The organism is Amycolatopsis sp. (assembly GCF_035276945.1).
Classification (GTDB): Bacteria; Actinomycetota; Actinomycetes; order Mycobacteriales; family Pseudonocardiaceae; genus Amycolatopsis_E.
In genome coordinates this window covers 43699-58463 of the sequence record NZ_DATELF010000096.1, presented here as the reverse complement: position 1 = coordinate 58463, position 14765 = coordinate 43699, and the positions used below count along the sequence as shown (strand labels likewise).

Sequence of the window (14765 nt, the reverse complement as noted above, 5' to 3'; positions counted from 1 at the left end):
AAGGTGGACTCCATGAGCGGCTGGACGAACTGGGCCGGTACGGCGAGTGCCGACCCGCGGCGGGTGCACACGCCGCGGAGCGTGGCCGAAATCGCCAAGGTGGTCGCCGACGTCGCGGTCAACGGCCGACGGGTGCGGGCGCGGGGCAGTGGGCACTCGTTCACCGCCATCGCGGCGGGCGACTCGGACGCGATCGACCTCGGCGCGTGGACCGGAATCGCGGCGGTCGACGCGGAAACCAGGCGGGTCGCCGTGCGCTCGGGCACGCCGCTGCACCGCCTGAACGCCGAACTCGACGCGCTTGGCCTGGCCATGACAAACCTGGGCGATATCGACGCGCAAACGATTGCGGGCGCGGTGTCGACCGGTACCCACGGCACGGGCGCCCGGTTCGGCGGCATCTCGACCCAGATCGCGCGGCTCGAACTCGTGCTGGCCGATGGTTCGGTGGCCACCTGCTCGCCGGACCAGCGGCCCGAACTGTTCCACGCCGCCCGGGTCGGCCTCGGCGCGCTCGGCGTCATCACCCACGTCACCCTGCAGTGCGAGCCGGCCTTCGTGCTGTCCGCCCAGGAGCGGCCGGAGCCACTCGAACAGGTGCTGGAGGGCTTCGACGAGTTCACTCAGGAGAATGACCACTTCGAGTTCTACTGGTTCCCGTACGGGAAGAACGCCCTGGTCAAGCGCAACAACCGGCTTCCGGCAGGTGCCGAACGAAAGCCGTTGAGCAAGGCAAGGCAGTTCCTCGACTACGAGATCATGGAGAACGTCGCGTTCGGCGCGCTGTGCCGGATCGGCCGCACGGTCCCCCGTCTGGTGCGCCCGCTGGGCAAGTTCGCGTCCGCCGTGCTCTCCGCCCGCGAGTACAGCGATGTGTCACATCGCGTGTTCGTGACCCATCGCGGCGTCCGGTTCGTCGAATCGGAGTTCGCGATCCCCCGCGAGTCGCTGCGGGACGTGCTCCGGGAGCTGCGCGCGCTGGTCCCGCGGCTGGAGCAACCGGTCACCTTTCCGGTTGAAGTCCGCGTCGCGGCCGCCGACGACATCTGGCTGTCCACCGCACAGGGGCGCGATTCGGCGTACATCGCGATCCACCAGTTCGTCGGCATGCCCTATCGGGAGTACTTCGCCGGTTTCGCCTCGATCGTCGCCGAGGTGGGCGGGCGGCCGCACTGGGGCAAGATGCACGACCTCGACGCCGTCGCGCTCGCCAAGCTGTACCCACATTTCGACGACTTCCTGCGCGTCCGCAAGGAGGTGGACCCGGCGGGTGTGTTCAGCAACGCATACCTCGACCGGGTGCTGGGGCCGGCTGGTTCCCAGTAGCGGTCAGAGCCGGGCGATCGCTTCGTCGACCGGCGTGTTCCCCGACACCAGTTCCAGCGTCCGGTGGAAGGTGCGGCCTTCCTCCAGCACCGCCACCACGACGACGGCGACGTCATCACGCGGCACCTCGCCGTAGTCGACGGTGTCGGCGAGGTGAATCTCGCCGGTGCCGGGTTCGTCAATCAACCGGCCAGGGCGGAGGATTGTCCAGTCGAGGTCGCGTTTGCGCAGGTCGTCCTCGGCGGCCTTCTTCGCCCGTAAGTAGGCGGCGAAGACGTCATCGGTGTCAGGGCGAGGTGGACGGTCCACCCCCATCGAGCCGATCTGGATGTGCCGGCGGACCCCCGCGCGCTCGGCGGCCTCGGCGAACAACGCCGCCGCGCCACGATCCACGGTGTCCTTCCGGGCGATGCCGCTGCCAGGCCCCGCGCCGGCGGCGAAGACCGCGGCGTCGGCGCCCCGCAGAACCTCGGCGACTTCGGCCACCTCGGCGCTTTCCAGATCGAGCACCACCGGCTCGGCGCTGGAATCCCGCAGATCACCGGCCTGACCCACGTTCCGGATGATGCCGATCGCGTGATCGCCGTTCGCCGCCAGCACACGCTCGATCCGCAACGCGACCTTGCCGTGCCCACCCGCAATCACCACTCGCATAGAAGTGACTGTACTTATGCCACCGGAAGGTCGTAGGACGCGAGCAGTTGCTCGTAGACCATCTCGTTCATCCACCGGGACACGGCGTCCTCCGCCATCATCAGGCGTTCGGGACGGCCCTCCAGGTCCTTCTCGACGATCGCGTCCGCGTCGGCGGAAACGATCCCGATGCCGTGGGCGCGCGCCCTCGGCAGGCAGTTGTCCACGTAGTCGCGGTTCAGCATCGCCGAGGTGGGCAGCACCAGCGCCGCGTCGCCGTAGCGGGCGAACGGCACGGCCGAGGCCATCGCGGTGCGCCAGTGCCGGGCGACGGCGAGCACGCCGACGATCTCCGCGGCGGGTTCGGGGGCCGTGGCGGCGAACTCGGGCCAGATCCAGGTCGCCACGGTGGCACGGTCGGTGACCGGGCCGGTGCCGACGGCGATCCGCTCGGCGTGCACGTCGGTCCGCAGCCGCGCGACCACGCACACCTTGCGGCCGAGCATCGTCACCTCGGGCAGCACGACCCCGGTCCAGCCGAGCCGCGCGGCGGCCTCGCCGGCCAGGAAGGAGGTACTCGCCGGAAGTTCGACGGGCGGCACCACACGAGTGGGAAATCGGCCGGTCACCACCGCGTCGCCGGTGTGCCCTGGTGTCACCGCCACGAGTCCGCCTCCTTGTTCGCGCCCTGGCTCCCCTGCGTTTCGCGCCTCGTGAAAAGAGGCACATGAATTGAGTACCAGTGGCGGCGGTCGTGGTCTCCGGGTAAAAGCACGGCCTGCGATCGGCGGCAGCCAACGGTCGGTGACCGGTCGATAAGCGGTCAATGGACTTCAGCCCGACCCTGCCACCGAACGGGTGAGATCAGGCTGAACGGCGTTACACGTTGGGGTGCCGTACCCCGAACGGAGCAGATTCCAGCAATGTCCATTTAGGACGATCATGGTAGCAGTGTTCGCCCTTGCGGACTCAACAAATCGGCGACCTCGGGGTAAGGAACCAGAAGCTCCTGGTAATCGCAGGCCATCGGGTAGCCCAGTGCCGAGGCGGCGATGCCGAACCTCACGCCCTCCGAAGTGAATTCGATCTGGACAACGGGTGAACCACCTGGTGTGTACGGCGCCAAATCCTCGAGTCGAAGCGCACGTTCGGGCTCGATCGGCTCGGTTCCTTCGCAATATCCATTGGGCGCGTGCGCGCGGATTCGCTGCTCCAACCGGGTTACGTCACCCTGGTCGCGCAGTGCGAAGACATCCTTCGCGGTCACCACGCCGCCGTTGGCGAGGTCGACGTTGACCGTCTTGATCGTGGCCGCACCGTGATTGCCGAACTGGCTGGAGTCCACGGTGAGCAGGTAGCGCACGGACAGCACCTTGCCGTCCTGGCGGTCGATCCGAACCTCGTTGTGCACATGCGGAATCCCGCCGCCGGGCTCGGGCCCGAGTGTGCCCGCACGGACGTAGGCGATCCAGTCGTCCAAGGGAGCCATGAGCGCGTCGTTCACCCGCTTTTCGGCCGCCGGATCGCTCATCCCCGACACCCGCACATACTGCGCGCTGACATCGAAGTCGGGGTACGTGTCGCGCTCGGTCCTGGTCGCGGTGTTCACCGCCAGCGTGACCGGCCGCACGGTCGAGGCCGGCGCGGCGGCCCGAGGTGGACTGTCGCCGCTGTCCGTCGCGACGACCACGGCGGCGGCGATCCCGGCGACAGCGACGACCCCCGCGACGATCGCCCCGACCTTGGCGCCGACCGCGACTCCGGCCGCGGTACCCGCTGTGCCGGCACCGGCAGTCCCGGCACCGGCCGTCCCGGCAGTCGCGGCACCGGCCGCCGCGCCCACCCCTGGCGCTGCCGCCGTCCCCACACCCAGCAGGGCCAACGGTGAGAGCGCGAGCAGCACCCCGGCGCGCTGCGCCAACCGTGCCAGCCCGCGGTCCTCCCAGTCCGCGCCGTAACCCGCGACCGCCGCAATCTCGAGCTCACGAACGAATTCCTCGGCACCGGCGGGCCGCCCTTCCGGGGTCTTCGCCAGGCCACGGGCAACGAGTGCACGGACCGGTTCCGGTACCTGCCCGACCGGGATCGGTGCCTGCTCGTGCGCTTCCCGCAGCAGCTGAAGATCCTCGGCGGCGTACGGCCGCGCACCGGTGACACCGAGAAAGAACACACAGGTGGCGGCGTAGACGTCGGTCGCGGGCGTGGCCGGTCCACCGCGCCACTGCTCCGGTGCCATATAGGCGGGAGTGCCGACCGGGGCCCCGGCCTCACCCGCCAGCATGGCGATGCCGAAGTCGACCAGCTTGCTCTCCCGATCGGGGCCGACGAGCACGTTGCCGGGTTTGTAGTCCCGGTGCACGACGCCGGCCCGGTGCGCGTCGGCCAACCCCAGCAGTGACCCCTTCAGGACGGCCAGCGCCGACTCGGGCGCCAGCCTCCCGTCGACCAGCAGTACCTCGCGCAACGGGACGCCGCGAACCGCCTCCATGACGATCGCCGCGCCCTCGGGAGTCTCGACGAATTCATAGAGCCGGCTGATGTGCGCGCTCGACACCCGGCGCAGCATCTCGGCCTCGCGCCGGAACTCGGCCAGCCGCACCGGATCGGTGAGATACCGCTTGAACAGGTACTTGACCGCGACCGGCGTGCCCGACGCGTCGTGCCGCGCGAGCACCACCCGGCCGAACCCGCCTTCACCCAGAGGCCTGAGTTCGGTGAAACCCGCCAACTTCACCCTCCTGGGAGGTGAGCTTCGCCGCAGCGGTTCCCATCCATGCCAAGCTAGGGTTCCTCGCTGGTACTGAACTGGTACTGAAAGGGAGGCATCGATGCGCTCGCCGAAGGACTTCTTCGCGCCCCTCGCCGTCGGCGCCCCGGAGCCGGTCCGGGAAATCCCGGCGCTGCCCTCCAGGATGATCCACTTCTTCGACCCCGGTAACGAGAAGATGATCGCCAAGCTGCCCGACCTGGCCAAGAAGGTCGATGTGCTGCTCGGCAACCTCGAAGACGCCGTACGCGCCGACCGCAAGGAAGCCGCCCGCCAAGGCCTGGTGGAGGTCGCGAAGACCACGGACTTCGGCGGCACCCAGCTGTGGACGCGCGTCAACAGCCTCGACTCGCCCTGGGTACTCGACGACCTGATCACCCTGGTCACCGAGATCGGCGACAAGCTCGACGTGATCATGGTGCCCAAGGTCGAAGGCGCACAGGACATTCATTACGTGGACCGCCTGCTCGCGCAGTTGGAGGCGCGCGCGGGGCTGCGGCGACCACTACTGGTGCACGCCATTCTGGAGACCGCGAGTGGCGTGGCGAACGTCGAGGAGATCGCCGGCGCCAGCCCCCGGATGCAGGGCATCTCGCTCGGCCCCGCCGACCTGGCCGCGAGTCGCCGGATGAAGACCACCCGTGTGGGTGGCGGTCACCCCGGCTACCTCGTCCGCACCGACCCCGTCGGCGACGACCTGCACTCCGGGCGCACCACCTATCAACAGGACCTGTGGCACTACACGGTGGCGCGGATGGTCGACGCCTGCGCGATGCACGGGATCCTGCCCTACTACGGGCCGTTCGGTGACATCCGCGATGTCGTGGCCTGCGAAGACCAGTTCCGTAACGCGTTCCTGCTCGGGTGCGTGGGCGCGTGGAGCCTGCACCCGACGCAGATCGAGATCGCGAAGAAGGTCTTTTCGCCCTCCCCCGAGGACGTCGCGTGGGCCAAGCGGGTGATCGACGCGATGGGTGACGGCACCGGCGCCGTGATGATCGACGGGAAGATGCAGGACGACGCCTCGGTGAAGCAGTGCCGCGTCGTCGCGGAGCTGGCCGACAAGCTGGCCGAACGCGACCCGGAACTGGCCGAGGCCTACCAGAACGCGGTCAAGGAGGCACAGCGGTGAGATCCCGACGCTCGGTGCTGTACATGCCCGGCGCCAACGAACGCGCGCTGGAAAAGGCCAAGTCTCTCCCGGCCGACGCGCTGATCCTCGACCTCGAGGACGCCGTCGCACCGGACGCCAAGGAAGCGGCGAGGGAACGCGTGTGCGCGGGCGTCGGCGAGTACGGCTCGCGCGAGGTCACGATCCGCGTCAACGGGCTCGACACCGAATGGCACGACGCCGACCTGCGTGCCACCGCACAGGCGGGGCCTGCGGCGGTCGTCGTGCCCAAGGTGAATTCGGCTCGCGACGTGGGCGGCATCGAGCGCGCGCTGGAACAGGGCGGGGCGCCCGATCACACCAAGATCTGGGCGATGGTAGAAACCCCGGTCGCGATGCTGCACGCCGAGGAGATCGCGTCGGCCAGCGAGCGCCTGACCGTACTCGTCATGGGCACCAACGACCTGGCCAAGGAGCTGCACGCCGAGTTCCTCCCCGGCCGCGCGCCGCTGCTCGGCGGGCTGTCCCTGTGCCTGCTCGCGGCCCGCGCGACCGGCAAAGTGATCCTCGACGGCGTCTACAACGACGTGAAGGACATCGAGGGGTTCGAGGCGGAATGCCGTCAGGGCCGGCAGTTCGGCTTCGACGGCAAGACCCTCGTCCACCCGGGTCAGATCGAACCGTGCAACCGGATCTTCGCCCCCTCCGGCGAGGAAATCGCGCAGGCCCGCAAGATCATCGCAGCGTTCGACGAGGCCAAGGCCGAGGGGCGCGGCGTGGTCACCGTGGACGGCCGCATGATCGAGAACCTGCATGTGGACAATGCTCACCGCATCCTGTCCCTGGCCGAGGCCATCGGCGCGGCGGACTGACGTCGCGAGCGGGGAACTCAGGCGCCGCGAACGAGGGACTCGCGCGGTCAGATGTCCGAGTCGTGGAGCCAGTCCAGGGCTTTGCGGGCGGCGTTGGAGACCATGCGGTCGGGATGAGCCACGGCCATGGACTCCAGGACCTCGCGCGTGCGGGGGTGGCCACAGATCGTCGCGTCGGCCAGGAAGAGCAACTGCGCCGGGCGCGGCTGGGCGGCGAACTCCTCGAGGGCCTTCCGCCGGCCCGCCGACCGGATGCCCGCGGCCAGCACGTCGACCATGCCGTAGGTCCGCTCGCGGCCGCTGACCTCGCTGGCGTCGATCAGGCCCGCGTCAAGCAGCCAGGCCAGCGCGGCCGGACCGGCGGCCGAGTGCTCGCGCATGCCGGCGATCGCGGCGATGCCCGCGTCGCCGCCTTCGGCGAGTAGCTCGAAGGCCAGCATGCGGTGTTCGAAGTCGTCGGTGCGGCGGGCCACCTCCGACAGCTCGGCCATGGCGCGGCCCGGTTCGCGTGCCTGCAGCCACAGGCGCGCGCCCTCGTCGAAAACCTCGCTCGGCAGCGGCGCGAGCCGCGCGAACAGCACCTCGGCGGTCTCGCCCGCGAGGTCGCGGAGAGTGATGGCCTCCCCGCCGGAGAAGATCCGTGCGTCGTACATGGCCCGCACACCCAGCGGGCGCAGGCGCACCACCTGGCGCTCCTCCGCCGGCACCTCGTCAACGGAGTCCACGCCGGCGAAGTCGACCAGGTCCTGGTGGTGCTCATCGGTCGCCGGAAAGGTCTCGACCAAGCCGAAGTCGACCAGCCGCCGCACCATCCGCAGCACCGAGTCGCTACCGCCGCCCAGCAACTCGACCAGCATCGGGATGGTCGCGGGCTCGGCCACCAACTCGTCCGCCAGCTCGAAGGTCCAGCGGTCTTCGAGCACATGTGGCAACGCCGCATGCCACAGCGCGAGCGGGTCGGCCAGCAACGGCGCCCCGCGCTTGACCGGCACCAGACGGCCTCGGTAGGAGCGCACCACACCGGCCTTCTTGGCGGAAGCCACCAGGTCGGGCATGTCCTGCACCGCGCCGAGCGGCTTGCCGTCGCCGATCCACTCGACGAACCGCCGCAGCCGCCGGACGACCACGGTTCTCTCCGCGTCCGCGGCAAGCCGATCATCGGGGGTCAGCACGAACACGGGCGCGGTCTCGGCGGGCTCCGCGCCGGGATCACCCTCGTAGTGCCGGTAGGCGATCTCGTGCAGCAGCTCCTGGTCGACCCGCACCTCGCCACGCTGCACCCGTTCGACGAACCGCTGCGCGGCCAACTCGTTCAGCGGGTCGATGCCGTACTCGGCCATCGCCACCGCCCAGAACTTGGCGAGACCGTAGTTGGCCGGGTCTTTCATCGCGTCGTCGAACTCGTCGCGGATGCCGGCGAGGAAGGTGCGCAGCACGGGCAGCGGCTCGCTGCGGTCGTCGAACAGATCCGCGTCCTCGAAGAAATCGAGCAGGGCTTCGACGGTGTCGGTGACCGCGCCGGTGTCCGGGTGGAGCAGCACCACCTTACGCGGGAACCAGGTCAGCAGCGCGACCCGCAACACCTCCCCCGTCCACCGGCCGAGCAGGCCGTCACGCTCGAACCGGTAGTCGAGCATGGCCCCGGCGACCACCGGGTCCACCGGCCGCAGGCGCATCTGCGACCACGCGTCCAGTTCGACCAGTAGCCGCTGGCGAGCGTCGATGAAGTCCTCTTCGTCCGCTCCGGTGTAGACCATGCGCATGTCCAGATGGTCTCACCAACCCGCGATCTATCACAGCGGAACGTCCCGTTGCGGATGCCGAATTCCTTCGAATGCCGCCGCCGTTCGGAGCACGCCGAGGTCGTCGAACCGGCACCCGGCGACCTGCAGGCCGATCGGCAGGCCCTCACGCGTGTGACCGCAGTTGACGGACACCGCGGGCTGGCCGGACATGTTGTACGGGACGGTGAACGCGATGTGCTCGAAGGGCCGTCCCGGGTCGTTCGTCGGCGATGCCCATCCGGCCGGCGGTGCGGACACCGGGCAGGTGGGCGACAGCACGAAGTCGAAGTCCCGGGTGGCGCGCAACACGGCCGTACTCATCGCATCCATCTGCGCGAACCCGCGGTACGTCGCGGCCCCGGAGGCACCGGCACCGCCTTCGGCCCACTCCGCGATGTAGGGCAGGATCTTCGCTCGCCGGTCCTCGCTCATGGCCGAGAAGTCGCACCAGAACCGCACCCGCCAGAAGGTGTCCAGACCATCCAGCATCTCCCGGGTCAGGAACGGCTCGACGGGTTCGACGATCGCCCCGGCCGCCTCGAACAGCCTGGCCGCCTCGGCCACCGCGGCACGGATGTCCGGTTCGACCTCGAGGCCCACGCCGCCGTCGAGGTGCAGGCCGATGCGAAGCCCGGCGATGTCGCACTCCAGCTCGGACCAGGCGATTTCGGCCGGCGGCAGGCTCAGGTGGTCGCGCTCGTCGGGTGCGGACAGCACCGGCATCAGCCACGCGGCATCGGCTACCGTCCTGGTCAGCGGCCCGACGACCCGGCCGGGGTACGGCGGGTCCACCGGCACCCGGCCGAAACTGGGCTTGAAGCCGACGAGCCCGCACCAGCCGGCGGGCAAGCGGATCGAGCCGCCGATGTCCGTGCCGACGTGCAACGGCCCGTATCCCGCCGCGGCGGCGGCCGCCGCGCCCGCACTCGACCCGCCGGGCGTGCGGCCGGTGTCCCACGGGTTGCGGCTTGCCCGGTGAAAGCTGGACAGGCTCGAGGTGAGCATGCCGTAGTCGGGCATCGTCGTCTTGGCCAGCAGGACTCCGCCGGCCTCACGCACGCGCGCGGCCGCCGGGGCGTCCTCGGCGGCCGGCACCAGCTCGGTGGCCGCGCTGCCGAGCGGGACCGGGGTGCCCCGGGTCGCGATGTTTTCCTTGAGCGTCAACGGAACGCCATCCAGTACGCCCGCCTCCCCGGACCGCCACCGCTGCTCCGACGCCTTCGCGGCCGACCGCGCGCGCTCCGGGTCGTACGCGTACAGCGCGTGCAGTTGGGGCTCAAGCGCGTCGATGCGGGCGAGCACCGCCTCGATCACCTCGACCGGGGACAACGATCCCTTGCCGTACTCGGCCAGCAACTCGGTGGTGCTCAAGCTGATCACGGGCTTCTCCTTACTCGGGTGGGGTGTATCTCCCGTCGACCGCGGTCCAGCCTCCGTCGACCGCGAGCACCGCACCGGTGACGAAGCTGGCCGCGTCGGAGGCGAGATACACCACGGCACCGGCGATCTCCTCCGGCCGCGCCCACCGCCCGAGCGCGCTCTTGCCGGCGTAAGCCGCGTACCAGTCGGGGCTGGCCTTGATCTGCTCGGTCAGCGGGGTCTCCACGACCCCGGGCGCGATCGCGTTGACGCGCACCCCGGCCGGGCCGAACTCCGCGGCCGCCGTCCGGAACAGCTGGACGAGCCCGGCCTTCGTCGCCGCGTAAGGCCCCTGACCGGGTTCCACGGTAGTCCCGCGGATCGAGGAGAAGCCGATGATGCTGCCGCCGCCGCGCTCGACCATGCCCTCGCCGAAGGCGCGCAAGACATCGAAGGTGGCACCGAGGTTGAGCGCGATCACCTGGTCGAACTCGTCCCGGCGGTAGTCCAGCAAGCGCTTGCGCACGTTCGTCGCGGCGGTGAGCACGACGATGTCGACGTCCCCGAGTTCGTTCGCGGCACGGTCGGCCGCGCCGGGTTCCAGCAGATCGATCCCGTACGCCGTACCGACGGCCGTCTCCTTGGCTGCCGCGACGTTCCGGTCCGCGCAGATCACGTCCGCGCCCTGGGCGGCGAGCGCCCTGGCGGACTCCCGGCCGATGCCACTGCCCGCGCCGAGCACCACCGCCCGCCTGCCGTCCAGACGGAACAGCCTCTCGTAGTTCAAGTCCGGATCACCGCCATCCGGGTCACGGTGAACTCCTCGACGGCGAATCTCGGCCCTTCGCGGCCGATCCCGGAGTCCTTGACCCCGCCGTAGGGCATGGTGTCCGAGCGGAACCCCGGCACCTCGTTGACCACCACGCCACCCACCTCCAGCTCGTCGACCGCACGGAACGCGGTGTTGAGGGAACGCGTGAACACCGCCGCGTGCAAGCCGTAGCGTGACGCGTTGACCTGCCGGAAGGCGTCGTCGATGTCGGACACCCGGCGCACGCAGACGACCGGTCCGAAGACCTCCTCGTCCCAGCACGCCACGCCGTCGGGCACGTCGAGCAGGACGGTCGGCCGGATGACCCCACCCTCGGCCTCACCGCCGGCCGCCAGCCGGGCCCCGGCCGCGACGGCTTCGAAGACCCAGTCCAGCACACGCCGGGTCGAACGCTGGTCGATCAGCGTCGACACCCGCGTCTTCTCCTCGCGCGGGTCGCCGACCACGATCTCGTTTAGCCGCGCCAGCAACCGTTCGGAGAACTCCGTCGCCACCACCTCGACGACCAGGATTCGCTGCACCGAGATGCACGCCTGGCCGGAGGCGTAGAAACCGCCGCGAAGAACCGCGTTTACAGCCGCGTCGAGATCGGCGTCCTCCGCGACCACGAGCGCCGCGTTGGAACCAAGCTCCAGCAGGGTTTTCGTGGGCGCGGCGGCTTGCGCGATCCGGTGCCCCACAGCGGCCGACCCGGTGAACGAGACCGCGCCGATCCGGCGGTCGGTGACCAGCGCCGAGCCGACCTCAGCGTCGCCGGTGACCAGCTGCGTCATCGCCGCGGGCAGCCCGGCCTCCCGGACGAGGTGCACGAGCCAGAGCGTCGCCAGCGGGGTCTGCGGGGCGGGCTTGACGATCACCGGGCAGCCTGCCGCGATCGCCGGGGCGATCTTGTGCGAGGCGAGCAGCAGCGGGTAGTTGAACCCGGCGATGCCGACGACCACGCCGATCGGCTTGCGCACCCAGAAGCCGGTGAGCCCATCACCGGACGGCGCCAGGTCGAGTGGCACGGTCTCCCCGTGCAGACGGCTGACCTCCTCGGCCGCGGCCTGCCAGGTGATCAGCGTGCGGGCGACTTCGGTCCGGCAGTCGGTCAGCGGCTTTCCGGTCTCGGCGACCAGGAGGCCTTCGAACTCGGCTTGCCACTCCGTGAGCGCGCGGTGAACGCCGAAAAGGATCTCCCTCCGCACACGCGACGGGAGAACTGCGGCCTGGCGGGTGATGCCGACGGCCTCGTCCAGGGCGCGCCGCGCCAGGGCGGGCGTGCCGACCGGGGCCCGCGCGATCACGCTGCCGTCGAACGGGAACCTGATCTCCTGTATGTCCTCTGTGGACACCCAGCCGGGGCCGACCGGCAGGCCGGGCGGATAGGGGTCGAACATCACTGTCCTCCCTTCAGCGAGCGAGTTCCTTCCGCGGGTTCGGCGCGGCCGCGATCAGCTCGCGGGTGTAGGAATGCCGCGGCTCCCGGTAGACCTCGGCGGCCTCGCCCAGTTCCACCACTTCGCCGTGTCGCATCACGGTCACGGTGTCACACACTCGTCGTACCACGCCGAGGTCGTGCGAGACGAAGATTAGGGCTTGTAGCGAATCAACTCAGTGTGGCTCGGGTGTGTCGCGCGGCGGGTGCAGGGTGTAGTTCCACTCGCCGTGCCATGTGTCGCGGCTGATCGGGAGGTCTTTCATCTGCCGGTTACTGATCTTGATGCCGGTCGGATAGTCGCCGGTGTCGAGTTCAGCCGTGACGGTCAGGCCGGTTGTGGTGGTCGTGGCGCCGATCAGATTGACGATCGTTTCCAGGCTCTCCAGGGGCCGCCCCCTCCAGTTGCGGCTGATCTGGGAGAACAAGCGGTGTTCGATCTTGTTCCATTTGCTGGTGCCCGGTGGCAAGTGGCACACGCTGATCTCCAGGCCGGTCTCGGCGGCCAGTGCGGCCAGTTCGGTCTTCCAGGCGCGGTGGCGGTTGCCGTTGGCGCCACCGGAATCGGCGGTGACCAGCAACCGTCGTGCGTGCGGGTAGGTACGCACACCGGTGCTGGTCCACCACGAGCGCAGGGTGTTCACCGCGAACGCGGCGGTCTCATGATCGATGCCCACGGTGACCCACCCGGTGTTGGCGCCGATGTCATAGACCCCGTAGGGGATCGCCTTGCCCAACTGCTTGTCGATGAAGTCATGGACGTTGACCGGTTCGGGCTCGCCTTTCGGGCGCCATTCCTTGCCGCCATTGCGGAACTGCCCGACCAGTTCCTTTTTCTTGCAGTCCACACTGACCACCGGGTCCCCGGCGGTCAGGAAAGCGGCCGCAGTGTCGTGGATATGCCGAAACTGCGCATCCCGGTCGAGATTCTGGTTGCCTTCCAACGTTTTCGCGTTGCCCTGCAAGCTGTAACCAGCCTCGTGCAACAGCCGCTGCACCAGACTGGCCGAGACCTGATAGCCCCGGCCACGCAACTCGTTTGCCAGCGTCCGCAACGACTTGCAGGTCCACCGCAGCGGCGTCATCGGATCGCCCCGCGATTCCGGGTCGACCAGCGAATCCAGCGCTTCCACCACACCAGGGTCTTGCTGCTCGGCACGTTTACGACCGCCGCCCGGCGCGCGGGAGCGCCCTACCTCCAACGGTTGCGGGTCATCCAACTCGTCTCGACCACGCCGCACCGTGTCCGGGGACACCCCAACCGCCTCAGCCACAATCCGCACCCCACTCGATCCCAACTCCCGAGCCTCCGCACCCAGCCACACCCGGCGTTGCCGCTCGGTCAGATGCGGCCTGACCGCGTCATACCGGCGTACGAGAGATTCCATGACCGGGCTCATAGCACAGACCGTAGACCTCCCGAGGCCAAAAACTAAGTTATTTCACGACGACACCTTAGTGTCAACCGGAACCGGTCGGCGAGACCGATGAGCAGGTCGAGGATCTTCTTGCGCACGGAGACGTCGAGGGCACCGACCGGTTCGTCCGCCACGAGCACGCTGGGGCTCTGGGGGCGAGGGAGATCGAGATCCGCTGCCGCTGCCCCCGGGAAACTGGTGCGGATACCGATCGGCGGCGTCGCGCGGAAGGCAGACCGCGTCCAGCAGCTCCGCGACACGCTCGAGGTTCCTCCGGCCGAGCGGCTCGCAGATGTCCTGACTCCGGGGATCGAGCGACCCCGCCGGGTCCTGGAACACGACCTGCAGTTCGGCCCGCAGGAAGCCGAGCCCGCGCTCCGGCAGTCCGTCGATTCGCTTGCCCTGGAACACCGATCTCACCCGAGGTCGGCCGGTCGAGCCCGGCCGTCAATCTGACCATTGTGGACTTTCCCGAACCGGGCTCGCCGACGATCCCGAACCGTCTGCCGGGCGGGATTTCAGCGAAACCCCTCGCAGCGCGTGGACCCGGCGGTACCGCCGACGCACCTGGGTTTGGTTCCCCAGTAGCCCGGATTCGCCCGCAGCACGATCGAATCACCGCGCCGCCGCTGCGCGACCACGTACGGTCCGGTGCCGACCGGCGTGTTGGCCAGATCGGCGACCCCGGTCGGGCTGAACATCGCACCGACCCGCGTGGTCATGTCGAACAACCAGCCGTTGCTCGGTTTTGTCGGTACGACGCGCGCATGCGACGGGTCGGCCACCTCGACATGGTTCACGATCGAAATCGACCAGTCGGTCCGGACCCGCTCGATGGAGAACTTGACGTCGGACGCGCTGGACGGTGCTCCGTTGCCGAACTTCACGCCGGGGCGGAGCTGGAAGTCGTAGGTCCGGCCGTCGGTGGTCCACGACTCGGCCAGGAGCGGCACGATCCTGCCGTCCGCGTCGAGCTTCACCAGTCCCTCATGAACGTTGTACGGCAGGGCTTGCGGGATCGCCGCACCGTCCGTGCGCGTGCGGTCGAAGTTCGCGGGCTCGGCCGAAAAGCCCACCGCGAGGGTGCCCGGCCCCTTGTCGCCCGACGCGCTGGAACCCGCCGAGCAGGCCGAAACCACCAGTGTCGCCACGACCGCCGCCGCCGAAATCCGGACCGTCACACCTCACCCCAACTCGGTATGCTGGTCCGGCCGGTATCACTGATGACGCAGTTCGGCGTCAGCAG

At 69.4% G+C, this 14765-nt stretch carries 12 protein-coding genes and 2 pseudogenes; 3 read left to right on the top strand and 11 right to left on the bottom strand.

Annotation, left to right across the window (positions count from 1 at the left end; all coding sequences use genetic code 11):
- The first annotated feature begins 12 nt into the window (after positions 1-12).
- Positions 13-1326 carry a D-arabinono-1,4-lactone oxidase gene (locus VJT49_RS16410; RefSeq protein ID WP_324165687.1) on the top strand — a complete coding sequence of 438 codons (1314 nt, stop codon included), beginning with the start codon at positions 13-15 and terminating at the stop codon, positions 1324-1326.
- A gap of 3 nt (positions 1327-1329) precedes the next feature.
- Here VJT49_RS16410 and VJT49_RS16405 read toward each other — a convergent pair whose 3' ends face one another.
- The 3 genes from VJT49_RS16405 to VJT49_RS16395 form a co-directional block, all read right to left on the bottom strand.
- Positions 1330-1980, bottom strand: a complete 651-nt coding sequence (locus VJT49_RS16405; protein WP_324165686.1) for an NAD(P)H-binding protein — start codon at positions 1978-1980, stop codon at positions 1330-1332.
- Between the two features lie 14 nt (positions 1981-1994).
- Entirely contained in the window at positions 1995-2624 is a 630-nt protein-coding gene (locus VJT49_RS16400) for a hypothetical protein (RefSeq protein WP_324165685.1), read from the bottom strand.
- 275 nt (positions 2625-2899) lie between these two features.
- The gene (locus tag VJT49_RS16395) at positions 2900-4693 is read right to left on the bottom strand and encodes a protein kinase domain-containing protein (RefSeq protein WP_414635988.1); all 1794 of its coding nucleotides are present in this window, start codon (positions 4691-4693) and stop codon (positions 2900-2902) included.
- Between the two features lie 94 nt (positions 4694-4787).
- On the opposite strand from VJT49_RS16395, the gene VJT49_RS16390 reads away from it, so the two are divergent.
- Positions 4788-5858: a CoA ester lyase gene (locus VJT49_RS16390; protein WP_324165683.1), complete on the top strand. Its 1071-nt coding sequence runs from the start codon at positions 4788-4790 to the stop codon at positions 5856-5858.
- Positions 5855-6709 carry a CoA ester lyase gene (locus VJT49_RS16385; RefSeq protein WP_324165682.1) on the top strand — a complete coding sequence of 285 codons (855 nt, stop codon included), beginning with the start codon at positions 5855-5857 and terminating at the stop codon, positions 6707-6709. Before VJT49_RS16390 ends, VJT49_RS16385 begins: the two co-directional genes overlap by 4 nt.
- Before the next feature lie 47 nt (positions 6710-6756).
- Here the strand turns inward: VJT49_RS16385 and VJT49_RS16380 are convergent, their stop codons facing one another.
- The 8 genes and pseudogenes from VJT49_RS16380 to VJT49_RS16345 all read right to left on the bottom strand — a co-directional run.
- Positions 6757-8472: a hypothetical protein gene (locus VJT49_RS16380; RefSeq protein WP_324165681.1), complete on the bottom strand. Its 1716-nt coding sequence runs from the start codon at positions 8470-8472 to the stop codon at positions 6757-6759.
- Between the two features lie 30 nt (positions 8473-8502).
- Positions 8503-9873 (bottom strand): amidase, encoded by a 1371-nt coding sequence (locus VJT49_RS16375; protein WP_324165680.1) that lies wholly within the window; start codon positions 9871-9873, stop codon positions 8503-8505.
- A gap of 10 nt (positions 9874-9883) precedes the next feature.
- Complete coding sequence (locus VJT49_RS16370) at positions 9884-10639, bottom strand: SDR family oxidoreductase (protein ID WP_324165679.1); 756 nt, start codon at positions 10637-10639, stop codon at positions 9884-9886.
- The gene (locus VJT49_RS16365; protein WP_324165678.1) at positions 10636-12063 is read right to left on the bottom strand and encodes an aldehyde dehydrogenase family protein; all 1428 of its coding nucleotides are present in this window, start codon (positions 12061-12063) and stop codon (positions 10636-10638) included. The genes VJT49_RS16370 and VJT49_RS16365 overlap by 4 nt, the downstream gene beginning before the upstream one ends.
- A gap of 13 nt (positions 12064-12076) precedes the next feature.
- Positions 12077-12259: pseudogene (locus VJT49_RS16360) on the bottom strand (ABC transporter ATP-binding protein); the annotation flags it as partial.
- A gap of 18 nt (positions 12260-12277) precedes the next feature.
- Positions 12278-13501 carry an ISAzo13 family transposase gene (locus tag VJT49_RS16355; protein WP_414635987.1) on the bottom strand — a complete coding sequence of 408 codons (1224 nt, stop codon included), beginning with the start codon at positions 13499-13501 and terminating at the stop codon, positions 12278-12280.
- 61 nt (positions 13502-13562) lie between these two features.
- Positions 13563-13979 carry a hypothetical protein gene (locus VJT49_RS16350; RefSeq protein WP_414635986.1) on the bottom strand — a complete coding sequence of 139 codons (417 nt, stop codon included), beginning with the start codon at positions 13977-13979 and terminating at the stop codon, positions 13563-13565.
- 109 nt (positions 13980-14088) lie between these two features.
- Positions 14089-14700 (bottom strand): annotated as a pseudogene (locus VJT49_RS16345) (ABC transporter substrate-binding protein); the annotation flags it as partial.
- Positions 14701-14765: the final 65 nt, after the last annotated feature.